Below are 22,185 nucleotides of genomic sequence, written 5' to 3'. Positions count from 1 at the left end.
TCAGGTTACGACGGTGCCGGGTTACAGCGGGGCGCACTGGCCGTTGGTGGCCACAAGATCCCGGATTGCCTGCTCGTTTCCCTCGCTCTTGAGCTGGTTCAGCATCGCTTCGGTGATCGGCTGGCCGTCGGGCGTTGTGGTCACCGGGGTGAAGTCCGATGACGGCGACGGCGACGGCGTCTGCTGCGCGAATGGCGCCACGGGAAGCTGGCGGGCCGCCATGACATGCACGCCGGCTGACGCCGGCTGGCTGAGGATCTGGTCCGCAGCTCCCGCCGCAGGGGAGGACTGCGCTGCGAGCAGCTGGCTGACCCGCTCGTGGATCACATCGAAATCCGGAACGGTGGAGAACGACGCATCGAAGTCGGGCGGGCCGATGGTGAGCCGGCTGACTGACTGGCCCTTGGCCTTCATGGCGAGGTCCACAAAGCTCCCCAGCTGGCCGGAGGAGATATTTGATTCGACCACTTTGGTGCCGGCGTTGGCGATGTCTTCGAACTTTGCCAGCAAGGTTGCGGGATCCAGCTGCTTGAGCATGGCCTGCTGCACGCACTGCTGCCTCTGGATGCGGGCATAATCATCCACGAATTCACGTGAACGGCCGTACCAGAGGGCGTGGTACCCGTCCAGCTTCTGGTCGCCGGCCGGAATCCAGCCGAGCGGCATGCCGTGAATTCCATTGGCTTCGTCGACCATGTCGCCGCTGATCGGTACCCAGCCGCCGGCTTTGATCCTTATTCCGCCCATGGCATCGATGAGTTTGGCGAATCCGTCCATGTCCACCAGCACGTAGGCCTGGACCGTGATGGCGAGCGTCCCGGACACGGCTTCAAGCGTTGCCTGCGCCCCCGGATCGGCGACGCCCGGGTAGAGGTCCTTGTGCTCGTTGGTGACCTCGGTGTTGATGGCATTGATCAGGCATTCGTCGCCGCAGTTGTACCCATCCGGATAAACCTGGCGCATCGGGGAGCCTTCGCTGAACTGCGCGTTCTGCAGATTGCGGGGTACGGAGATGATGGCAGTCTGCCCGGTGGCTGCATCGACGCTGAGCACCGAGAGGCTGTCCGGGCGCCGGCCGGTTCGGTCCGCACCGGCATCGCCGCCCATCATCAGAAAGTTGTAGCGCCCGTCCACTGGGTCGATCGCAGGCCCGTTGGCGTTGAAGATGCTGCCGATGGCATTTCGGCTGACGTTAAGCAGATAGGCGGTGTAGCCGAGTGAACCGCTGCTCAGCACCATGGCGAGGACCAGTGCGCCGCCCACGACGGGGCGCATGCGTGGAGCCAGCAGCATCGGGCGGATCAGCCGGAAGGTGTTGACAAACACGGCGGCCCAGCCGATTGCGAGGGCTATCAGGATGATGATGATCAGCAATGATGCGAACGGGTTGGCGATGATGTTGATCAGCAGCGAACGGTTGGCGAACAACAACACCAAAGCGAGGATGACCAGCACCCAGACGGTGAGTGTGACTCTCAGCGCTGCCCGGCCGAACTTCCGGTCGCCGGCCACGATCTGGGCGCTTCCGGGCACAAAAAGCGTCATAAGAAGCAGCACGAAGGCGCGTTTGGTCCGGACCGGGGCGGCGGCGCCCGCCGGGTGGCGGACCGGATCCGTCAAAGCGGTCCCGGACGATGGCTGGCGTGATTGGCTCTTGGACATGTCCCGATCCCTAATGGCTTCCCCGGAGTGCCACGTTGCCGTCGGAGAAGACTTCGCTTACCTTCTGGCGCAGATTGGCACCCTTGCGGGTGGCGACGTCGTTGAGCTCCTGGGCGAATTCGACGAGGTCGGACCGGAGACCGGCTGCGAGATCGTCTGTTCCGGAGGCCAGGATCCGCACGGCAAGGAGACCGGCGTTGCGTGCGCCTGCAATCGAAACCGTGGCCACAGGGACCCCCGCCGGCATCTGCACGATAGACAGCAGGGAGTCCATGCCGTCCAGCGTCTTCAGCGGCACCGGCACGCCAATGACTGGCAGGGGAGTGACCGAGGCGAGCATTCCGGGCAGATGGGCCGCACCGCCCGCGCCCGCAATGATGACGCGGAGCCCGCGTTCGTGGGCTGTCTGGCCGTACCGGATCATTTCTATGGGCATACGGTGGGCGGAGACGACGTCGGCCTCAAAGGGTATGCCGAATTCCGCCAGGGCATCGGCTGCTGCTTCCATCACCGGCCAGTCCGAATCCGATCCCATGACCAGACCGACGATGGGGCGGGCAACTGCCCCGGTATCTGTAGCTGACAATTCGGCGCTCATGCGTTCTCCTCGGAAATTCCTGGTGCTGTTTCAACGGGAATCCGGCCGTCACGGATGATGCTGGCCACCCTGGTTGCCCGTCGCCGGACTGATTCGACGTCGGCAGCAGATTCACCCACCAGATTGACGTGGCCGATTTTCCTGCCCGGCCTGACGGACTTTCCGTAGCAGTGGATTTTCGCGGCGGGTTCACTGGCCAGGGCGGTGGGGTAGGCGGAGAACAGATCCTGGTTGTCGCCGCCCAGGAAGTTCTTCATCACCACGAGGGGGCCCAGCACATCCGTGGCACCGAGCGGGAGGTTGAGGACGGCCCGGAGATGCTGTTCGAACTGGCTGGTGACCGACCCGTCCTGGGTCCAGTGTCCGGTGTTGTGCGGACGCATTGCGAGTTCGTTGATGAGGAACCCGGCGCCCACACCGGGCGTTTCGAAAAGCTCCACGGCCATGACACCGGTCACGCCCAGCTCATTCGCGATCCGCAGGGCAGCGTCTTCGGCGGCAGCGGCAACTTCCAGCGGAATGTCCTGCGCCGGGGCGATTACTTCGTCGCAGATCCCGTCCACCTGGATGGTGTGGACCACGGGCCAGGCACGGGATTCACCGTCCGGGGTGCGGGCCACCAGAGCTGACAGTTCCCTGCTGAAATCGACTTTGGCTTCAGCCAGCAAGGGGCTCATGGCCTGAAACCAGTCAGCGGTGTCGGCAGCGTCTTCGGCCGAGTCCACAATCCGCACGCCCTTGCCGTCGTAGCCGCCCCGGGGCATCTTCAATACAACAGGCCAGCCTGTCTCATCGCCAAAGGTGATCAGTTCCGCTATGCCGGATACGGACGCCCACGCGGGGTTCGGCAGTTCAAGGTTGTCGATCGCCGCACGCATCACCAGTTTGTCCTGCGCATTTACGAGGGCGTCCGGACCGGGCTGGACGTTCACTCCGGCAGCCTGGAGCGCCCGCAGGTGTCCGGTGGGGACATGCTCGTGGTCGAATGTCATAACATCAAGACCCTTGGCGAACTCGAGCAGCGCGTCCAGATCTTTGTAGTCGCCGATGGGCGAGGTGGCTACGGCAGAAACGGCAGAAACGTCCTCGCTTTCAGCCAGGACGCGGAGTTCAAAGCCAAGGGCAGTGGCGGCTGGGGCCATCATGCGCGCGAGCTGGCCGCCGCCAACCACGCCGATTACAGGAAAAGTCACATGTGCCAGCCTACAGAAGAGGTGGCAGGTTACCGGCTTTCGCTGTTCGGCGGGCGCGCGCTGGCTTCAATTTTGAGCGGCGGCCCGCCTCATCTGTCCGTCAGTGGGCCAGCTCCTAGGAATGGGGGCTAAAATGGTGCTTTGGCCCAGTGGCCCACAGTTCAGACGGCCATGGAGGGTCATGTTTAACACACTTGCAGAGCGTATCCGGGGGCTTGCCTCGCTTTTTTGGCGCGAGGTAGCCAAGTTCGGGGCTGTGGGCGGTGTGGCGTTCGTCATTGACAACGGCCTGACGTATTACCTGATGCATGGTCCCATGACGGACAGCAATGCCAAGGCCCGGCTCGTCGGTGCCACCATCGCCACGATTTTTTCCTGGATCGCCAACCGGTTGTGGACCTTCCGCCACCGCCGCCAGGACAACGTGATGCGCGAATTCCTGATGTTCGTCCTCATCAACGGCATCGGTATCGGAATATCCACTGGCCTGACCGCGGCAGCCCAGTACGGGCTCAATATCCAAAACAAGAACCTGCTCTTTGGCGCTGGTGTGGTGGGCATCCTGGTGGCAACGGTGGTCAGGTTCTTCGCGTACCGATTCCTGGTTTTCAACAAGGAGCTGGATGCAGAGCCGGAATTCTCACACGACCACGAACTCATCGAGCTGCACCACAACGCGAAGCTGGCAGCTCATGTGCCGGAGGCGGCAGCCCAGGATCCGGAACTGCCGCGGAAGTAGCCGCGCCTTTATATACAGAACGCCCGACGCCGGCCCTTCCGTTTGGTGTGGTCTTTCAGTTCCCGTCGATCCGCTCGGCCGCGAGCAGATTTTCTGTCAGCTCGACGTCGGGGTGCGCCAGCACCACTGATCCGTCGCTTATCCAAGCCCCGATTGAATTGGCCAGGGCAGCTTCCAGACCTTCGGAGGCGCGCACCAAGAGGCGGACTCCGTTGCCGTGGCCCACGGCGAATCCGTCAATCAGGCTGCTGTGCAGGTGGGTGACGCCGTCCAGGGCCCGGACCGCGCACTCAGTATCAGCGGGCTCGCCGTGCACCATGAATACATCGCCGTGGGAGCGGACCTCCGTGGCGTAATCAACCACACCACGGGGCAGCTCGCCTGGCCAGCGCATCGCCAGAGCCGGCAGCGGGACCGCTATGACGGCGTCGAAACTTCCTTCTGCATGGTCCGGATCAGATGTCACCAGCAGATCAGCGGCGCCGCCGTCGAGCACCACTTCCATCCCGAGCTGCCAGGCGGCAAGGGCCCAGATCAGCGATTTCCAGTGGGCCGGCAGGTCCAGCCGGAGGCGCATCCCGGGCTCGGCGTCCAGTTCGTCCTGGAGGAGATTGCTGGTCTTGGCCACCCAGTTGTCCAACACCCGGCCGGAAAGTTCCACGCGCTCGGCGTCGGGACCGTACCAGGTCAGCCGGGGTGACGTTGAGTGGCCGGAGCGCAGGGTTGTCATCAATTGGATCGCCGGGATGCTCATGGCTTCATCTTGCCACGCTCCTGCGTGCAGTGAGGCGGGCCGGTACCGCTGTGATTTCCAACACAGTCATTTAGTAACTTCACTTGCGTTATCTTCGCGTTACCTGTACTTTTCCCGGCAATCCGCTGAATCCATCCAGAAAAGATCAGCCCCCTGTCAAATCTGGGGTGCGTTGCATCCGGCCCGGAAAACTTCCCCGGGCGTGGCGTGACGCCGGATCATCGTTGCGGTTGATTATTATCCCGCCACGGCTTGACTCACCACTACTTACACGCGTGTAATTAGTTATCGAAAGCCACTGCGCAGATATCGGCACACAACCGAGTGTCAAAGTATCCAGGCAAGGGCTGAAACATCAGGAGGGACGCCAATGGGGCAAGCTGAGCGTATCCATGAAGATGCCGTCGTGGCCGTACAGGCAACGGCAAAATACCGTTCACGCGGGGTGCCAGGCGATTGGTATGTTGATCCGGCCGATCCGGACGCCGCGGAACGTTATAACCAGAACACCAAAGAATCACTGCAGGACCAGGCCACCGCATTCCTGGCGGCCCATGAAGCACTCCTCGGGGGCAGCCCTGAGCAGGACAACGAGCTGCTCGATCCACCCATGGAGCTGCGGACACTGACTTCAGGTGCTACTTCCCAGCCAGCGTGGATCGGACTTCCTTTCGAGCAGGACTTCGATGATGAAGGCGAACTCGGATGGCAGACCGACGCACTCTGTGCACAGACGGACCCGGAGGCTTTTTTCCCGGAAAAGGGCGGTTCCACACGGGACGCCAAAAAGGTCTGCGGTGCCTGCAATGTGCGCTCCCAGTGCCTGGAATACGCTTTGGCGAACGATGAACGCTTTGGTATTTGGGGAGGCCTCTCCGAGCGCGAGCGCCGTCGGCTGAGGAAGCGAGCGGTCTAATTCTTCAGGAAGTGCACGTCACCGCCGTTGTGGTTGCCCATGACGGAGGGGACTATCTCCCCAGGACCCTGGCTGCGGTGGCGGATCAGAACCGGCCGGTGGACGCCTTTATCGGGGTGGACACCGGTTCGCGGGATGACTCCGCCGCCCTCCTTGAAAGGGCGTTCGGCACAGCCAACGTCACAGGCTTCAGTAACACCAAAAGCGGGATGGGCGGAGCAGTCAGGGCAGGGCTTGCCGCGCTGGCCCCTTGGAAGCCGGAAACGTCCCGCGCGGCCTCGGAATGGATCTGGCTTCTTCATGACGACGCAGCACCTGCGCCCGAAGCCTTGGCTGAGCTGCTTAACGCCGTCGAACGCGCACCGTCCGTCACGGTTGCCGGCTGTAAACAGCTGGATTGGGATGCCGGGCGGCGGCTGATCGACGTCGGCCTGTCCACGAGCCGTTGGGCAGAACGGCTCACCCTTATTGACGCCGATGAGCTCGACCAGGGTCAGTACGACGGCCGGAGCGATGCCTTCGCTGTGAATTCCGCCGGAATGCTGGTCCGGCGTGACGTGTGGGAGCAGCTCAAGGGCTTTGACCCTGCGCTCCCCGGCACCGGCGACGACGTCGACTTCTGTTGGCGCAACCGCTTGGCCGGACACCGGGTGGTGGTGGTGCCCGGCGCGCGGATGTTCCATGTGGCGCCCAGGCCGCATGGCCTTGGCACCCCTTCCGCCGCACGCAAGGCCCAGGTCCACCTGCGGCTGAAGCACGCACCGCTGTGGAAGGTCCCTTTCCACGCTGTGGGTGCTTTACTCGGAAGCATTTTCAAACTGGTCTTCAGCATCGCGGTTAAGGATCCCGGGCACGGCTTCTCACAACTTCTGGCAACGTTCGCCGCACTGGGACGCCCTCGAGCGGTGGTACGGGGGATACGGACCGCAGCCGGCACCCGCAAGATCCGCCGATCGGTGATCAACGGCCTGCAGACGCCACGGCGCGAGGTCTGGAATCATCGGCGTTCGCTCATGGAAGCGCTGGGTTCAGATGCTTCGCCGCGGGACAGCAGCGAAAATGGTCCGCTCGCGGATCAGCCCAGCGGCGATTCAACCGACGACTTCGCGGCACTGACCACCGCTGAACGCGGGTGGGTGGGTAATGGCGCCCTCTTTGCCGTTATCCTCACGGCGGCGGCTTCACTGGTAGGCCTGTTCGGCCTCTTCCGGGCCGATGCCGTGTCCGGCGGTGCCCTGCTGCCGGTCTCTACGTCCATGAGTGAAATCTGGCATCATGCATCCAGCTGGTGGATCGGCCTTGGAGCTGGTCTGCCCGGCAGGGGAGACCCCTTCGGGTATCTCCTCTGGCTGCTTGGGCTGTTCGGCGGGGGCGACGCCAACGGCGCCATGACCTGGCTCCTGCTGCTGGCCATGCCGTTGTCCGGGCTAGGGGCCTGGTTTGCATCCGGCGCGGTGACGTCCCGGCGCCGGTTCAGGATGGTGGCAGCCCTCATCTGGGCCGGAGCACCGGCCCTGCAAATTGCCCTGAACCAGGGACGGGCCGGGGCGCTCGTGGCCCACATGGTGATGCCGCTGCTGGTCCTCGCCCTGTTGCGGGCCACGGGCACCGCGATCGGTCACGGCCGGTTCACGGCGCCCACGCCGGGCGAACGGCGTTTCACCGAAAAAGCTCCTGCGAAGCCCGGAGTCAACGGGATGCCGTCGTGGACCGCAGCCGCTGCGGCCGGACTTGCTCTGGCAATTGTCACAGCGGCGGCGCCGTCACTGCTGCTGCCGGCCGTTGTTGTCATCGTTTTGTGCGGGCTGATGCCGGGAAAGCGGGGGCGCACGGTGTGGTGGGCGCTGTTACCCACCGCCGCGCTGTTCATTCCCTTCGGGTTCTCGGTCCTGGAGCGTCCACGCGCGCTGTTGGCGGATCCCGGCGTGCCACTGGGCTTTGACGCGGCACCGCTGTGGCAGCAGATCCTTGGCCAGCCGCTTCTCTTTGATGCAGGTGGAGGTGTGGCAGGGCTTCCGGTCTTTTCCGGGCAGGCCGTTCCGTGGGCGCTGCTGCTGGCACTCCTGGTGGGCGTGCCCGTGCTGCTGCTTGCCATTGCGGCGCTCTTCGTCCCTGGTAAGAGGACTCGGGTGTCCCGCGCGTTGTTGGTAGCCGCACTGATCATGATGGCCGGCGGGTGGCTGGCTGGACATGTTGCCACTGGCATGAATGCAGACACCCTGGTGACTCCCTTTACCGGGCCAACCGTCTCAGCGGCCGCATTTGCCCTGCTGGGAGCGGCCATGATCGGCGCCGAGAGCCTCCTCGGATTCGCCGAAAAGCTGACGGGCGCCACCACAAAACGCAAGATCCTGCTTCGCTCGGCATCGGTTCTGGTTATGCTGCTTCTTCTCGCGGGACCGCTGGCCGGACTCACCGCGTGGGCCGCGCAGAATCTGCTCCAGCCGTCCGCAGGGGCCCCGGCTGCCAATGACGGACACGCCCTGGGCACGGCCAGATTGATCCAGGCGAGCAACCCCAGAACCCTTCCGGCTACGGCGATCGACCGCGGCGTAGGGCCTGAACAGACCCGCACGTTATTGATCAGTACCGGAGAAGACGGAGCCTTCGACGCCGCCCTGATGCGAGGAGCGGGGACAACTCTGGACAGCCTGTCCACCGTCGCCGCTGCCCGCAACATCTTGGGTCAGCCCGGCAAGGAAACGGTCAGGGACGACGACGACGTCACTACGGCCATACGCAGTGCGGTGGCCACCGTGGTAGCGGGCCGCGGCGTGGATCCACGACCCGAGCTGGAGCGCCTGGGCGCCGGATTTATTGTCCTCAGGGCGTCGGACACTGCAGCGCAGCTGACGGCCAGCCGTATGGATGCGGTGCCCGGACTCGTTGCGGTAGGACAGACAGATGTCGGTTGGCTGTGGCGGATCACTCCGCTGAACCAGCCCGTCCTTAATCCGGCGGACGTTGCGCACCGGGTTCGGATTGTTGACGGAAAGGGCGCCGCGATTGCTCTCCTGCCGTCGGGGCTCGACGACGTCGACACTTCAGTTCCGAAGGGCCCGGAAGGCCGCCTGATAGTGCTGGCAGAGCGCTCCGATCCGGGCTGGAGCGCCTGGTTTGACGGGCGGAAACTGACGTCCACAACGTCCGGCTGGGCGCAGGCGTTTACCCTGCCGCCGGACGCCGGGCAGCTGACCATCCGCTACGAAAACCCATGGGCGCTGTGGACCGGCATGGCGCAGATAGCTGTCATCGGCCTCACCGTGCTGCTGGCCATCCCTATGCCGGCCCGCCGCCCCAATACCGGCCTCTCCAGGGACGAAGGCTCGTTGCGTAAGGAACACCAGAATGCATAAGGACAAGAACGACGGCGTGACACCGCCGGAGCCTTCAAAGTCACCGGAGGTACCGGGCAGTCGGGCAGCGCCAGAGCTGCCCGGGGCACCGGAGGCACCCCAGGTACCCCAGGTACCGCAGATGCCTGAGGTGCCTGAGGTGCCTGAGGTGCCTGGGGTACCGCAGATGCCTGAGGTACCCCAGGTGCCTGAGGTGCCTGAGGTGCCTGTCACGGCGAAACCGGCAAGGAGAGCATCGCGTGGCGGTCTTCTGGCAGGCCTGGTTTCCGCAGTTGTGATTGTTGCCGCCGGAGGAGGGGTGGTGGCAGCCGCTTCGTTGGGTCCGCAGCCGGCCGGGAGCCGCCCGCTCGAGGCTCCGCTGGCGGCTGTACCGGCAGGGAGCACCGTTGGCGTCTGCCCGGGCCCGGCCAGGCTCCTCGAAGGCGCCCCGGTTGGCACTGATCCGCAGTTCAGTCCCGAGTCTGCGACGGCGCAGACCGCGGTCAGCGCCGCCGTTGTCAGCGCCGCCGGTGGTGTGCTTCCCGGCAGCAGACTTTCTGCGCTGGACGGCAAAACCGCCGTCGAAATTGCAAAGAAACCCGTTACGCCAACTCCGGGCGAAGGGGCGGGCCAGCTGGTGGCCGGCATTGTTCCGCAACGCTTTGTTGACGCCGCCAGTGTGCTGAGCGCGGACGCGCTCGGCAACCAGCAGGCATCTGCGGGGGCAGTGGTGAGCTACACAGCCACGGACGGGGATCTCCAGGGTTCAGCCACCGCTGCATGCCAGCAGCCTTCGAATGATCTCTGGCTGGTGGGCGCCAATACGGCCCTGGGACGTACTTCGGTGCTCAATCTCAGCAACGCCTCCAGCACTCCCGCTACAGTAAGCCTCGAGCTCTATGGCAAAGGGGGGCAGATCCAGGCTCCGGGCAGCCGCGGGCTTCTGGTTGCTCCGGGCACAACACGGTCCGTCATCCTGGCAGGTCTTGCCCCCGGCGAAGAGCAGCTGAGCGTGCATGCCCGCAGTGCCGGTGGACCGGTGTCCGCCGTAATCCAGCAAAGCGTCCTCAGGGGGCTCATACCCGGAGGGGTGGATTTCATCTCTCCCGGAACGTCTCCGGCATCACGCCAGGTGATGACCGGCGTCGACATCCAGGATCCTGCCGCCGTCGAAGAAGTCCTGGCCGAGCCGGGGTTCGCAGATGCGGGGCCCGCACTTCAGCTCACGGTTCCCGGACCCTCGGACGCAGTCGTGGAGATCAAACTGTTCGGCCGGGACGGCCAGAAGGCGCTTCCTGCGGGCGGCGTTGTCACAGCCAAAGCCGGTTCGGTGACTGAGGTGTCCCTTGCCGGCATCCCTGCGGGCCACTACACCGTGGCGACGAGTTCGGATGTATCGTTCGTCGCCGCAACGCGGGTTACCCGCGGGCTCAAGTCCGATCAGGGCTCCGACTTCGCGTGGTCCCCGTCCGGGGCCAGATTGGGCAGCCAGCACGTGGTGCCACTGCCCCACGGCGGCGACAGGATTCTGGTGTTCGGTGCGCTGGAGGACCGTGGCACAATCACCTACACCCCCATTACCGCAGACGGAAAAATCAGAACCGCGGCAACGGCCGACATAGCCGGCGACACTACCTCGTCCATCAACGTCCCGGACAAGGTGGGGGGTTCCGCCGTGGTGGGGTATGTGGTTTCTGCCACGGGTGGCGCTGCCTACGGTGCGCTGTTGCTCCAGAGGGACGGCCGGGATGATGTGTCCACAGTGGCTGTGGCGCCGGGCGCCTCGGGGCAGGAAAAAATAGCGGTCACGCTGGGGTACTAGCCGGATCCGGCCCGGGCACAGCGGGGGAACGGGCTAGTACCGGCGGCGGTAAACGGGGTCCAGGGTTTCCGGTGCCACTCCAAGCATCTCGGCCGTGTGCTCAACCACAACATCGTGAACAAGATCCTGCAGTTCCTCCCGGCTGCCGCAGGCCTGTTCCACCACCCGGCGGTAAAGAGTGATAACCGGTCCTTCATCTTCGGTGGGCGGCGCGTACCTTCCCATGGGCGCGGTTGAGGAGTCAGCCACGAGTTGTTCCAGACCAGGCGGGATCTCATCCACGGCGAAGCGGACGCCGTCCAGCGGCTTCCCCCAGATGTCGTGAAGCCGCTGCGCGGAGTCCACCACCATGTCGTCGAAACGCTCGGATCGCGTCCGGTAGCCGGGCAGAGTGGGGAGCGTCAGTTCGCCGCGCAGGCCACGGCCATGACGGTTCCTGCGACGCAGCGCGAAGCTCTTTCCTGCGGGGCCGGAGCCGGCGTCGCCCGGTGCGGCGTCGGGATCAGCCAACCGGACCGTAAAAGCCGGATCTTGGTGCGATGACTGCATATATCGACTGTAAACCAGCCGAATGATTTACGCGACATAATCGGCACCGGCCTGAGGTGTCGTGGCGCGGCAGGATGCAATGCGGGAAAATGATGCAATCTGGGAGTAGTCTGTGATGTCGTGGGTGCTATTCGTCAATGTTCAAGGTCAGCCTGCCGCCAGTCCGCGGTGGCCACTTTGACGTACGTGTATGCCGACTCCACCGCCGTTCTGGGGCCGCTGGCCACCTATGCCGAGCCGCATTGTTACGATTTGTGCGAACAGCATGCCGGCTCCCTGACCGTCCCGCGTGGCTGGGAAGTGCTGCGGCTGGCCATGCCGGCCAACCCGCCGCAACCCGGACCCGATGATCTCCTGGCGCTGGCCAATGCGGTCCGTGAAGCGGCGTCGCGCCCGGCGTCACCCGGCCCGTCCCAGACCCACCGGAATGCTCACCCCGCGCTCGAAGCCCCTGCCGGCGTGGAAGGTGCCCGCCGCGGTCATCTCCGTGTCCTGCGCGAACCGTCCTGAAGCGCAACTGGCGGTAGGCTGGAAGCTGCAAATCAGTCAGCCACCGGCGCCCGCGCGCCCATCAGGGAGCATCCACCATGCCAAAGATCAGTCCTGAACTGTTGTCCGTCCTGCGGTGCCCGGTCACCGGATCGCCGCTGGTCCAGGAAGGCGAGGAACTCGTCACGACGGCGGCCGCTGAGTCCGGTGACAAGCTGCGGTATGCCATAGAGGACGGTATCCCCCTGCTCCTTCCGCCCGAGCTGTTGCCGGCTGCAAACGCCGCCCGTTCGGACCAGCATGATGCTCCCCTTCCCGCCGCCGAACCCGTTCTCCCCGCCGAAACCGGTTTCCCCGCCGAAACCGTTTAGGCGACACAAGCCGCCACAACGTCCGCAGACGCTACACCGCCGGAAACAGCAAAGGATCCACATGACTCTCGACTTCAAAGTTGCCGACATCTCACTGGCTGAGGCCGGCCGGCACCAGATCCGCCTGGCTGAGCATGAGATGCCCGGACTGATGTCCCTCCGTGAGGAGTTCGGCGCCAGCCAGCCGCTGAAGGGCGCGCGCATTGCCGGTTCGCTGCACATGACAGTCCAGACCGCCGTGCTGATCGAAACGCTCACGGCTCTTGGAGCAGAGGTCCGCTGGGCTTCCTGCAACATCTTCTCCACCCAGGACGAAGCAGCCGCCGCGGTAGTCGTAGGCAACGGCACCGTGGAGGATCCGCAGGGTGTACCGGTATTTGCCTGGAAAGGCGAGACGCTCGAGGAATACTGGTGGACGGCGGAGCAGATCCTGACCTGGCCTGGCGCCGGGGCCAACCCTGAGCTTGGCCCGAACATGATCCTCGACGACGGCGGGGACGCCACAATGCTGGTGCACCGCGGCGTTGAATTCGAAGCTGCCGGTGCGGTTCCCTCCGCCAGCCCGGACGACGCCGAGGAATTCGTCATTTTCCTCGATGTGCTCAGCAAGGCCCTTGCCGGGGACCCGCAGAAGTGGACCAGGCTCGCAGCAGGAATCCATGGAGTCAGCGAAGAGACCACCACAGGTGTGCACCGGCTGTACCAGCTCGCAGAGCAAGGCAAGCTCCTGTTCCCGGCGATCAATGTCAACGACTCCGTGACCAAGAGCAAGTTCGACAACAAATACGGCATCCGCCACTCCCTGCCGGACGGACTGAACCGGGCAACTGACGTGCTCATGGGCGGCAAGGTTGCGGTTGTCTGCGGTTACGGGGACGTCGGCAAGGGGGCTGCGGAAGCACTCCGCGGCCAGGGCTCACGGGTGATCGTCACCGAGATCGATCCCATCTGTGCGCTGCAGGCGGCCATGGACGGCTACCAGGTGGCCAAGCTGGAGTCGGTACTGGCACTGGGTGATATTTTCATCACCACCACGGGAAACAAAGACATCATCATGGCCGATCACATGGCGGGCATGAAGAACAAGGCGATCGTTGGCAATATCGGCCACTTCGACAACGAGATCGATATGGCGGGGCTGGCGAAACTTCCGGGCATCACCAAGGTCGAGATCAAACCGCAGGTCCATGAGTGGGTCTTTGAGGCGGCTGACGCCGATGGGTCTTCCGCGCGGTCCATCATTGTCCTCTCCGAGGGCCGCCTGCTCAATCTCGGCAACGCCACCGGCCACCCTTCCTTCGTGATGAGCAATTCCTTCGCGAACCAGACAATTGCGCAGATTGAGCTGTTCACCAAGAAGGACCAGCCTGAGGGCGAGCGTGAATACGAAAACCAGGTCTATGTGCTGCCCAAGATCCTCGACGAGAAGGTGGCGCGGCTTCACCTCAGCGCCCTGGGCGTGGAGCTGACAGAGCTGTCCAAGGACCAGGCTGAGTACCTGGACGTTGATGTTGCCGGCCCGTATAAGCCGGAACACTACCGTTACTAGCAACACGCCCACCAGCAACGCGCCGCGGCCGGGGTCCGGTGGGTTTTCACCGGAATTTCCAAGCAAGAGAGCCTAGAATCAGCTCATGAAGTCTGTGGCAGCACCGCACCGCCGGGGTAACGGCAGGAAAATAGCGCTCCTGGCTGCGGTCTGCCTCCTGGCCGCCGGCGGTGGCGTTTTCGCCGCTGTCGCGCCGGAATTCGCTCACGCGTCGCTGGATTCCGAAGCCGGATCACCGGTGCGTTCGGCCCCGGGTCTGGCGGAACCGGTAGTGGCGCCGGTGAAGTTGGTCGCGTTGCCGGCCGACGGCGCCAAGCAGGTAAATCCCGCGTCCCCGGTCACACTCAAGGCGGCCAACGGCAGGATCCAACGCGTGGCGCTCACCACCAGCACGGGCGATGCAGTGGACGGCATCCTGGGCGCAGACGGAAGTAGCTGGTCGGCTACCGGCCCCCTGAAGTTCAACACGGACTACAGCTACACCTACGTGGTACAGGATGCAGTGGGCCGGGAGGCCAGCACCACGCGCAACTTCAGCACCGCGTCAACAGCCAATGAGGCGGATGCTGCCATCTATCCGCTGGACGGCATGAAGGTGGGCGTGGCCCAGCCGCTCCAGATCATCTTCAGCGAACCGGTGGTGAACCGTGATGCCGTGGAAAAGGCCATCCGGATCACGTCCACGTCCGGACAGACCGGCGCCTTCCATTGGTTCACGGACACGATGGTCCGCTACCGGCCGAAAGATTTCTGGGCGGCCAACTCAACGGTCACCATGGACATGAAGCTATTCGGCGTGGACCTGGGTAGAGGCCAGATCGGCAACTTCAACAAAAAAGTCACCGTTCATATCGGCGACAAGAAAGTGGCCGTTGCCGATGCCACCGCGCACACGTTCTCGGTCAGCATCAATGACAGGCCAGCCGGCAGTTGGCCCGTAACCATGGGTGACGAGCGTTTTCCCTCCGCCCGGGGATATCTGGTCCTGATGGAGAAACACCGCTACGACCACTTTGTGGCCGCCAGCATAGGCCTTAAGCCAGGCGACCCCGCCAACTACGGCGAACTCGACGTCGAATATGCCACCCGGCTTACTCCAAGCGGTGAATACATCCACCAGGCGCTGGACTCAGCGCTGCCATACATCGGCAATACCAATGTCTCGCACGGCTGCATCGGAATGACAGCGGACCGGGCCGCGTGGGTGTTCAACAACATGACCGCCGGGGACGTTGTCCAGGTGGTGAATACCAAGGGCGAGTTCGCAAACTTTGACGACGGCTATGGCGACTGGAACATTCCGTGGGCCAAGTACGCGAATTAACGCCGTCTCCAGTTGTGCTGGTCCGGAGGAGGGCGGAGAACCCGTTAAGGGCACCGTCAGCGCGGACGGACCACCCTCGATCCGCTGGAATTCAACACCCACTAGCCGATCGAGATCGTTTTCAGCGAGCCTGTCCTGAACAAGGAAGCCATGGAGAAGGCTGTCAAAGTCACAGCATCTTCCGCCCAGGCACTCGCCTGGCGATGGTATTCAGACCAGCGCGTGCGCATCCGTCCGCAAGAGTTCTGGGCATCCAACAGCCAGATCACGGTGGATCTGAAGCTCTTCGGGCTGGACTTCGGCAACAAGATGATCGGCAACTCCAATGCCAGGACCACCTTCAAGGTGGGTCCGCAGCGGGTGGCCGTGGTGGACGATATCACCAAGACCATGAATGTGTACTTTGACGGGAAGCTGGTCAGGACCGCCCCCGTGACGCTGGGTGATGCCGATTGGCTCTCGCCCACGGGCTGCGCCGTCATCATGGAGCAGGAGCGCAATTCCAAGTTCAATGCCGGCAGCATAGGCCTCAAACCGGGGGACAAGGGCTACTTACTACCCGCCGTTGACCGTCGAGTACGCCAACAGGCTGACTTCCTCCGGCGTCTACGTCCACCAGGCGCTGGAGTCGGCGTGGGGTGCAGTAGGCAGGGTCAACGTGTCGCACGGCACCGTAGGCCTGCTGCAGGCAGATGCCGCCTGGTTCTTCAGCAACATGAAAACAGGCGATCTTGTCCAGACCCTCAACGCCGTCAGGCGAAGCCTCAGGACTCGAACGGTAACCGGTGCAGGCGCTCTCCCACGCCGGTGCTGCGCTCCCTGGCACGGAGCAGCCTGCAGAGCTCACGGTGACGCCGCTCTGCCATGACGGCAGCCAGATAGTCGACGGGGGTGGTTCCTGGCGGTGGCGGCGGTGCAACGTTCCTTGCCACCTCGGTGGCAAGGCTGGCGGCCATTCCACTGCGGGACAGCGGCGACATCCGGCCCGCCTGCCTGATGAACTGCGTAGCTCTGCGCGCAGTGGCATCCGGTATCCGCCCGATGTCTGCGGACTTCACCCAGCCAGCCAGATGGGGTGGAATGAAGGCGAGTATCGCCTTTTCAACGGGCACCCTGCTGCGAAGTGAGTAGGTTCCGGCCACGATATCCCCGAGCCTCCGGGACTTGTCGTTGAACAACGCCACGCCAATCGCCAGGCCACCGAAGGTCAGGTAGATCTCCAGAAAGCCAGTCAGGCCGCGGATGACGGCATGGCGGAAGCGGATGGCGCCGCCGTCGTCGCGCACAATCCGCAGCCCGGCGGCAAGTTTTCCCAGAGACAGTCCGCGGGTCAGAGTTTCCACGGCTACGGGGACTATTACAAAGCAGAACACCACACTGACCAGCACCAGCGTGCGCGAAGCCGCTTCGTCGAGCTCCTGGCTGGCCGTTGCCACGGCGAACAGGAGCAGAAGCAGCAGGAGGACGTTCACGGCAACATCCAGCAACAGGCCCAGGGCCCGCGTGGCAAACGATGCGGGTCGCAGCTCCAGGACAACCGCCTCACCGGTGATGATTGAATTCAATGCCGGGTTCCCATCCCTTGCGCGCGATTCTCCGGACGCTCAAAGTCTAATCCGCGGGACGCTAGGCTGGAGCCGTGGATATGGATGCCTTCTCCGCCGTCAACGGGGATAAGTGGTCGAGGCTGCACTTGCTTGCGCACAAGCGGCGCCTCAACGGTGCGGAGGCTGACGAACTCCTGCGTCTGTACCAGACCACCTCGGCGCACCTGTCGCTGCTGCGCTCCCTAGCCCCCGAAAGTGGACTCTCGGCGTCACTGTCAGCCACACTGGCGCAAGCCCGTACCCGGTTCACCGGGGCGAGATCCAACGTCATGGAAGATCTCGCCCGGTTCTTTGTTATTGCACTTCCGGCGGCGCTTTACCGGTTGCGCTGGCTGACGCTCGCCTGTGGAACTGTATTCTGCCTGGTCGCCGGCGCCTACGCGCTGTGGATCGGCACGTCCCCGGAGGCACTAAGGGCCCTGGCGTCCGACGCCACTATCAAGCAGTACGTCGAAGAGGATTTTGTTGACTACTACTCGGAGAATCCTGCCGCTTCATTCGCCGGCGCAGTCTGGACCAACAACGCCTGGATCAGTGCGCAGGCGGTAGCACTGGGCATCACCGGGATCTGGGTGCCGGTGATCCTTTTCAGCAACGCCCAGGGTGTGGGAATCGCTGCGGGCATCTTCGCCGCAGCGGGGCAGCCAGAGGTATTTTTCAGCTACATCCTGCCGCACGGGCTGATGGAGCTGACAGCAGTATTCATCGCCAGCGCGGCTGGTCTCCGGATCTTCTGGGCCATGGTGTCGCCGGGCCCACGCACCAGGGGGCGGGCTGTGGCGGAAGAAGGCCGGTCGCTCATCACCGTAGCGCTGGGCCTGGTGCTGGTGCTGTTCGTCTCCGGGCTGGTGGAAGGCTTTGTGACGCCAAGCCCGCTTCCGGTGTGGGCAAAGATCAGTATTGGTGCCGCGGTTCTCGGGGCTTACTGGGTCTATGTCCTGGTGTGGGGCAGGCGTGCCTACGTGGCGGGTTCCCGCGGCGACCTCGGCAGCCAGGATGCCGGATACGGCGAAATTGCCGCCTGAATCCGGCCGGGACGGGGTGGCATCTCGCGGTGCCGGAGTGCCGGACGGTAGGCTCGTCAAGAGATATGTAGCGTTGCCGGGTCCAGACCAGGGAGCGCGGACGCCTACGGAAGTGAAGCTGCAGTGAACGACAATAGTCTGACCCCTTCGAAACCCCTGGAGCCGCAGCCGGATCCGGCCGCGGCTTCCGCGGCAGATTCCGACGAAGCAACCTTCGATTGGATGAAGCCCGCCGCCGGCAACACCCCCGCAGCCAGGCCGCAGTCCGAGACCCGGAAGTCCCGGGCCCCGGAGCCTGACGGTTCACCGCAGCCCGGCAGCCGCGCCGACCGCAAGGCCGCGGAAGCCGCCGTCGAACCTTCCACACCACGCGATGAGCCGCTCTTCAGCGAGCCGCTGCCCACCTCCGCCTTGCAGGTCCGCCCTCCGAAGGAGGATGTGGAACGCCGGAATGCTGAGCGGGAGAATGCTGCGAACGCGAAGCCTATGGCCCCCCGCGTCATGCAGGTTCTTCTGGCGGTCTTCTACCCCGTGATCCTGCTGGTCGTGGCAGCCCGCGCGGTCACAAGCCCGCTGTTCCTCTGGGTGGAATACAACCGGCCGGGCTTCCCGGGCGACGGCTACGGCTTCAGCGCCGATGACCGCATGACCTATGGCTCCTATGCCGTGGACTATCTCAGCAACTGGTCCGGCCCGCGGTATTTGGGCGAACTCGTCAATCACAGCGGCGAAAAACTGTTCAAAGACGGCGAAGTCAGCCACATGGCGGACGTCAAACTGGTCATTCTGTCCTCCTTCGCAACCGGTGTATTGCTGGTCCTGCTGAGCATGGTGGCCATCATCTTCCTGCGCCGCCGGAGCACCGGGGGGGTCCGCAGGGGCCTTTTCGCCGGCTCCATTGTGACCCTCGTGATCATCCTGGGACTTGGCACGCTGGCCGTGCTGGGCTGGGAACAGTTCTTCACCGAGTTCCACCGGATCTTCTTCGCCAACGGCTCATGGACGTTCTCCCTTGAGGACACGCTAATCCGCCTGTTCCCCGGCCAGTTCTGGATAGACGCGGGGATTGTCATCGGGGCACTTGTACTGGTCGCCTCGCTGGTCACCCTGGTGCTGACCTGGCCCACACGCAGGCGCCGCGGACTTGTCAAGGACAAGGCAGACTCTGCGCCGGACATTGACCGCGCTGGCGCCCCGGATGCAGACAACGCCGGCGGTTCGTCCAGCCAGACGGCAGAGAAGGCAGTTCAGCCGTAGAGGCTGGTGAATTCCGCGTCCAGAACGGTAAAGCGTCGGATTGTCTCGGCCCTGGAAACCAGCGTGATTGCCTGGACAGCCGAGCCCTGGATCGCAGCAGCCACGGGCAGTGTTGTCGAGGGCTTTGGAATGCAGCGGAGGTTCAGCAATCCTGCCCTAGATCCAGGACGGCATCCACATTCTGACGCGCCAGTCCTGGTACGAGATGATTTCGGCAGTCCAGACCGGGTAGAAGAAGGCCGAGAGAAGTATGGCCCCGGCCACGAAAAGTGCAACCAGGTAGAGCCCCGAACGCCTGCGCCAGGGGGCGTCCGTCCTGCGGCCCAGCACGAGCCCCAGGCAATACGCGAGGGCCAGGACCAGGAAGGGCTCGAACGAGATCGCGTAAAAGAAAAAAGTGGTCCGTTCCGGAAACAGGAACCACGGTAGGTATCCTGCTCCCACGGCGGCAAGCACAGCACCGGCCCGCCAGTCGCGGCGTCCTGCCCACCAGAACAGCAGGATGACAAGGGACACGGCCGCCGTCCACCAGATCAGCGGATTTCCCACGGAAAGAATGGCAGAGGTGCAGCTGGAGATGTCGCAGCCTGCGCTTCCTTCCTTGGGGGACTCGTAGAAGAAGGAGGTTGGCCGGCCCATGACCAGCCAGCTCCAGGCGCTTGCCTCATACGGGTGGTCGGAGCTGAGGCCCTGATGGAATTTGTACGCCTCAAGGTGGTAGTGGGCCAGGGATCGCACGGCGTTGGGCAGCCAGCCCCACTCTGCGGACGGATTGGTTTCCGCCCAGCGCCGGTAATAGGCGTCCTGTGAGCGGAACCAGCCTGTCCAGGTGGCCGCATAGACCAGCGCGGCGACCGGAACGATGCTGATGAACGCCGGCAGTCCGTCCCTGATAATGCCGGCGCTTATCCAGCCGCGGATGCCGGCGATCCGGCGCGCGCTGAGATCCCACAACACGGTCATCAGGCCGAAGCCGGCGAGGAAAAACAGCGCCGACCATTTGGTGCCGACGGCGAGGCCGAGACAGACTGCGGCTGCCAGGCGCCACCAGCGGATCCCCAGCCAGGGTCCGGACAGCAGCCGGAGCGCGGCAGGCCGGCCGTCCGGCGATGCCGCTGCCAGCTTGCCGAGCCTGTGCGCGAGACGGCGGCGGCCGTCGTCGCGGTCCATCAGAAGGGCGCCGAAAGCGGCAAGGACCCAGAACATCAGAAAAATATCCAGGAGGGACGTCCGCGACATCACCAGGTGATGGCCGTCTACGGCGAGCAGAAGGCCCGCGGCGGCGCCCAGCGTCAGGGACCGGAACAGTTTTTGCGCTATCAACGCGGTCAGCAGGATGGAAAGCGTGCCCGTCAGGGCGGCGCCGAAGCGCCAGCCGAACGGATTGTCCGCGCCGAACAGCCACATACCGCCCGCGATCATCCACTTGCCCACGGGCGGGTGGACCACATACTCGGGAGTGTCCAGCAGTATTCCCGGACTACCGGAATTGAAGGAATCGTTCGCTTTGTCCGGCCAATTCCGCTCATACCCGCTCATCAGGAACGAATAGCCGTCCTTGACGTAGTAAGTCTCGTCGAAGACCAGGCTGTGCGGGGAGTCAAGGCGGACAAAGCGGAGCACACCCCCGATGACGGCAGTCATAACGGGGATCAGCCAGAACCACAGCCGCAGCGACGGCGGGTAGTCCCGCCAGGAGCGGATCCCGCCGATCAGGCGCTCCTTCAGCGCGTCGGCGGAGAATGCCTCTTCCGGGCGGCTGATCCAGTCGTGGCCTTCCAGATTGCGTCCGTCCATGCTGGCGGTCGATGCCACCGAAGTGGCTGATCCGGCCTCGACGGGCCGCACGGAGGTCTGCGTCACGTGCCCATGCTACCTTTTGCCGCTGGCAGAGCCCGCCAGCAGTAGGCTGGTCCTGTGGACCATGAACCAAGTACCTCCCCGACCAACAGCCCTGAAGATGAGACCCGGACCGGTGTGGCAGCTCTCTCAGCGCCGGCGGCGGGAGGGCCTGGCCGCATTGTGCTTGCCGCGACACCCATCGGAAACGCGGGGGACGCGTCAGCACGGCTGATCGAACTGCTGGCCACGGCGGATATCGTCGCCGCTGAGGACACCCGGCGGCTGCACCGGCTGGTGCAGAACCTGGGCGTCACCGTGGGCGGCAGGGTCATCAGTTATCACGAACACAACGAGGCAACTAAAACGGCTGAACTGCTGGATCATGTACGGGCGGGGAAGACCCTTGTTATGGTGACCGACGCCGGTATGCCGGCGGTCTCGGACCCGGGCTTCCGCCTCGTGGAGGGGGCCGTCGCCGCCGGCCTGACAGTGACGGCGGTGCCTGGCCCGTCCGCAGTCCTGACGGCCCTTGCCCTTTCCGGGCTGCCCACAGACCGTTTCTGCTTCGAGGGGTTCCTGCCGCGCAAGGCCGGTGAACGCGCATCACGCCTTGCAGACCTGGATACGGAACGCCGCACCATGGTGTTCTTCGAGGCTCCGCACCGGCTCGAATCCATGTTGCGGGCGCTCCGCGAACGGTTCGGTCCTGAACGCCGGGTTGCCGTGTGCCGTGAGCTGACCAAGACCTATGAGGAAGTCATCCGCGGAAACCTGCGCGAGCTCCTGGAGTGGGCGGAGACCAACGAAGTCCGCGGCGAGATCGCAGTGGTGGTGGGCGGTGCCCCGGAACAGGCTCCCGGGACTCCAGAGGATCACGTGGCGGCCGTCAATGAACTGATCGCACAGGGGATCCGGCTCAAGGAAGCGGTGGCTGCGGTCGCTGAGGACGTCCGGGTCAGCAAACGTGAACTCTATTCGGCAGTGCTCGCCGCGAGGTAAGCGGCGGTATGTTTACGACCGGCGAGGTGCTTGTGCAGCTGCACAGCAAAACGTCGCAGCTGTAGTGCGCGCATTCGTAGACACCCTTTGGAGACAGGCAGTAGCGTGGCTTTAAACCAGCTGAGCACCAAGCACGGCTGAAACCCACCCTGAA

The 22,185-nt window shown here is 64.1% G+C and carries 19 protein-coding genes and 1 pseudogene; 13 read left to right on the top strand and 7 right to left on the bottom strand.

Features of this window, described 5'->3' with window-relative positions; translation table 11 throughout:
* Window positions 1–21 precede the first annotated feature (21 nt).
* From V3C33_01130 to V3C33_01120, 3 genes are read right to left on the bottom strand one after another with little or no spacing between them, the layout of a single operon-like run.
* Window positions 22–1,662 carry an LCP family protein gene (locus tag V3C33_01130; protein XAS67967.1) on the bottom strand — a complete coding sequence of 547 codons (1,641 nt, stop codon included), beginning with the start codon at window positions 1,660–1,662 and terminating at the stop codon, window positions 22–24.
* Window positions 1,663–1,672: 10 nt separating this feature from the next.
* Complete coding sequence (gene purE, locus V3C33_01125) at window positions 1,673–2,260, bottom strand: 5-(carboxyamino)imidazole ribonucleotide mutase (GenBank protein ID XAS67966.1); 588 nt, start codon at window positions 2,258–2,260, stop codon at window positions 1,673–1,675.
* The gene (locus tag V3C33_01120) at window positions 2,257–3,453 is read right to left on the bottom strand and encodes a 5-(carboxyamino)imidazole ribonucleotide synthase (protein ID XAS67965.1); all 1,197 of its coding nucleotides are present in this window, start codon (window positions 3,451–3,453) and stop codon (window positions 2,257–2,259) included. The genes purE and V3C33_01120 overlap by 4 nt, the downstream gene beginning before the upstream one ends.
* 181 nt (window positions 3,454–3,634) lie before the next feature.
* Between V3C33_01120 and V3C33_01115 the strand changes: the two genes are divergently transcribed.
* Window positions 3,635–4,192: a GtrA family protein gene (locus V3C33_01115; protein ID XAS67964.1), complete on the top strand. Its 558-nt coding sequence runs from the start codon at window positions 3,635–3,637 to the stop codon at window positions 4,190–4,192.
* Window positions 4,193–4,247: 55 nt separating this feature from the next.
* Here V3C33_01115 and V3C33_01110 read toward each other — a convergent pair whose 3' ends face one another.
* On the bottom strand, window positions 4,248–4,946 hold the full coding sequence (locus V3C33_01110) for a TIGR03089 family protein (protein ID XAS67963.1): 699 nt from the start codon (window positions 4,944–4,946) through the stop codon (window positions 4,248–4,250).
* A 370-nt stretch (window positions 4,947–5,316) separates the two neighbouring features.
* On the opposite strand from V3C33_01110, the gene V3C33_01105 reads away from it, so the two are divergent.
* The 3 genes from V3C33_01105 to V3C33_01095 are packed head-to-tail and all read left to right on the top strand — an operon-like array spanning window position 5,317 to window position 11,019.
* A complete protein-coding gene (locus V3C33_01105) occupies window positions 5,317–5,862 on the top strand; it encodes a WhiB family transcriptional regulator (protein ID XAS67962.1) in 546 nt (181 codons plus the stop codon).
* A gap of 11 nt (window positions 5,863–5,873) precedes the next feature.
* Complete coding sequence (locus V3C33_01100) at window positions 5,874–9,218, top strand: glycosyltransferase family 2 protein (protein XAS67961.1); 3,345 nt, start codon at window positions 5,874–5,876, stop codon at window positions 9,216–9,218.
* Window positions 9,211–11,019: a DUF5719 family protein gene (locus V3C33_01095; protein ID XAS67960.1), complete on the top strand. Its 1,809-nt coding sequence runs from the start codon at window positions 9,211–9,213 to the stop codon at window positions 11,017–11,019. The genes V3C33_01100 and V3C33_01095 overlap by 8 nt, the downstream gene beginning before the upstream one ends.
* 33 nt (window positions 11,020–11,052) lie before the next feature.
* On the opposite strand, the gene V3C33_01090 is transcribed toward V3C33_01095, so the two are convergent.
* Window positions 11,053–11,568: a metallopeptidase family protein gene (locus tag V3C33_01090; GenBank protein ID XAS67959.1), complete on the bottom strand. Its 516-nt coding sequence runs from the start codon at window positions 11,566–11,568 to the stop codon at window positions 11,053–11,055.
* Window positions 11,569–11,688: 120 nt separating this feature from the next.
* Here V3C33_01090 and V3C33_01085 point away from each other — a divergent pair, with 120 nt between their 5' ends.
* From V3C33_01085 to V3C33_01060, 6 genes and pseudogenes are all read left to right on the top strand, one after another.
* Window positions 11,689–12,078: a DUF3499 domain-containing protein gene (locus tag V3C33_01085; protein ID XAS67958.1), complete on the top strand. Its 390-nt coding sequence runs from the start codon at window positions 11,689–11,691 to the stop codon at window positions 12,076–12,078.
* A 77-nt stretch (window positions 12,079–12,155) separates the two neighbouring features.
* A complete protein-coding gene (locus tag V3C33_01080; protein XAS67957.1) occupies window positions 12,156–12,428 on the top strand; it encodes a Trm112 family protein in 273 nt (90 codons plus the stop codon).
* 61 nt (window positions 12,429–12,489) lie between these two features.
* On the top strand, window positions 12,490–13,977 hold the full coding sequence (gene ahcY / locus V3C33_01075; GenBank protein XAS67956.1) for an adenosylhomocysteinase: 1,488 nt from the start codon (window positions 12,490–12,492) through the stop codon (window positions 13,975–13,977).
* 85 nt (window positions 13,978–14,062) lie between these two features.
* Window positions 14,063–15,301, top strand: coding sequence for an Ig-like domain-containing protein (locus V3C33_01070; protein XAS67955.1), 1,239 nt, complete (start codon window positions 14,063–14,065; stop codon window positions 15,299–15,301).
* A 150-nt stretch (window positions 15,302–15,451) separates the two neighbouring features.
* A pseudogene (locus V3C33_01065) lies at window positions 15,452–15,535 on the top strand (hypothetical protein).
* A 331-nt stretch (window positions 15,536–15,866) separates the two neighbouring features.
* The gene (locus tag V3C33_01060) at window positions 15,867–16,169 is read left to right on the top strand and encodes a L,D-transpeptidase (GenBank protein ID XAS69608.1); all 303 of its coding nucleotides are present in this window, start codon (window positions 15,867–15,869) and stop codon (window positions 16,167–16,169) included.
* Here the strand turns inward: V3C33_01060 and V3C33_01055 are convergent.
* Window positions 16,066–16,866: an RDD family protein gene (locus V3C33_01055; protein XAS67954.1), complete on the bottom strand. Its 801-nt coding sequence runs from the start codon at window positions 16,864–16,866 to the stop codon at window positions 16,066–16,068. The genes V3C33_01060 and V3C33_01055 overlap by 104 nt on opposite strands.
* Before the next feature lie 74 nt (window positions 16,867–16,940).
* Here V3C33_01055 and V3C33_01050 point away from each other — a divergent pair, with 74 nt between their 5' ends.
* On the top strand, window positions 16,941–17,933 hold the full coding sequence (locus tag V3C33_01050; GenBank protein XAS67953.1) for a stage II sporulation protein M: 993 nt from the start codon (window positions 16,941–16,943) through the stop codon (window positions 17,931–17,933).
* A gap of 123 nt (window positions 17,934–18,056) precedes the next feature.
* Window positions 18,057–19,190, top strand: coding sequence for a TIGR01906 family membrane protein (locus V3C33_01045; protein ID XAS67952.1), 1,134 nt, complete (start codon window positions 18,057–18,059; stop codon window positions 19,188–19,190).
* 156 nt (window positions 19,191–19,346) lie between these two features.
* On the opposite strand, the gene V3C33_01040 is transcribed toward V3C33_01045, so the two are convergent.
* On the bottom strand, window positions 19,347–21,005 hold the full coding sequence (locus tag V3C33_01040; GenBank protein ID XAS69607.1) for a phospholipid carrier-dependent glycosyltransferase: 1,659 nt from the start codon (window positions 21,003–21,005) through the stop codon (window positions 19,347–19,349).
* Between the two features lie 162 nt (window positions 21,006–21,167).
* Between V3C33_01040 and rsmI the strand changes: the two genes are divergently transcribed.
* Entirely contained in the window at window positions 21,168–22,031 is an 864-nt protein-coding gene (gene rsmI / locus V3C33_01035) for a 16S rRNA (cytidine(1402)-2'-O)-methyltransferase (protein XAS69606.1), read from the top strand.
* Window positions 22,032–22,185: the final 154 nt, after the last annotated feature.

The organism is Micrococcaceae bacterium Sec5.7 (assembly GCA_039636785.1).
Classification (GTDB): Bacteria; Actinomycetota; Actinomycetes; order Actinomycetales; family Micrococcaceae; genus Arthrobacter.
Note: the sequence above shows the minus strand (reverse complement) of the source record. Positions and strands in the feature narration are given on the sequence as shown.

Excerpts from the sequence above, each read along its gene's own strand:
- V3C33_01130 (XAS67967.1), bottom strand. The coding sequence starts at position 1,662 with ATGTCCAAGAGCCAATCACGCCAGCCATCGTCCGGGACCGCTTTGACG.
- purE (XAS67966.1), bottom strand. The coding sequence starts at position 2,260 with ATGAGCGCCGAATTGTCAGCTACAGATACCGGGGCAGTTGCCCGCCCC.
- V3C33_01115 (XAS67964.1), top strand. The coding sequence starts at position 3,635 with ATGTTTAACACACTTGCAGAGCGTATCCGGGGGCTTGCCTCGCTTTTT.
- V3C33_01110 (XAS67963.1), bottom strand. The coding sequence starts at position 4,946 with ATGAGCATCCCGGCGATCCAATTGATGACAACCCTGCGCTCCGGCCAC.
- V3C33_01105 (XAS67962.1), top strand. The coding sequence starts at position 5,317 with ATGGGGCAAGCTGAGCGTATCCATGAAGATGCCGTCGTGGCCGTACAG.
- V3C33_01095 (XAS67960.1), top strand. The coding sequence starts at position 9,211 with ATGCATAAGGACAAGAACGACGGCGTGACACCGCCGGAGCCTTCAAAG.
- V3C33_01090 (XAS67959.1), bottom strand. The coding sequence starts at position 11,568 with ATGCAGTCATCGCACCAAGATCCGGCTTTTACGGTCCGGTTGGCTGAT.
- V3C33_01080 (XAS67957.1), top strand. The coding sequence starts at position 12,156 with ATGCCAAAGATCAGTCCTGAACTGTTGTCCGTCCTGCGGTGCCCGGTC.
- ahcY (XAS67956.1), top strand. The coding sequence starts at position 12,490 with ATGACTCTCGACTTCAAAGTTGCCGACATCTCACTGGCTGAGGCCGGC.
- V3C33_01070 (XAS67955.1), top strand. The coding sequence starts at position 14,063 with ATGAAGTCTGTGGCAGCACCGCACCGCCGGGGTAACGGCAGGAAAATA.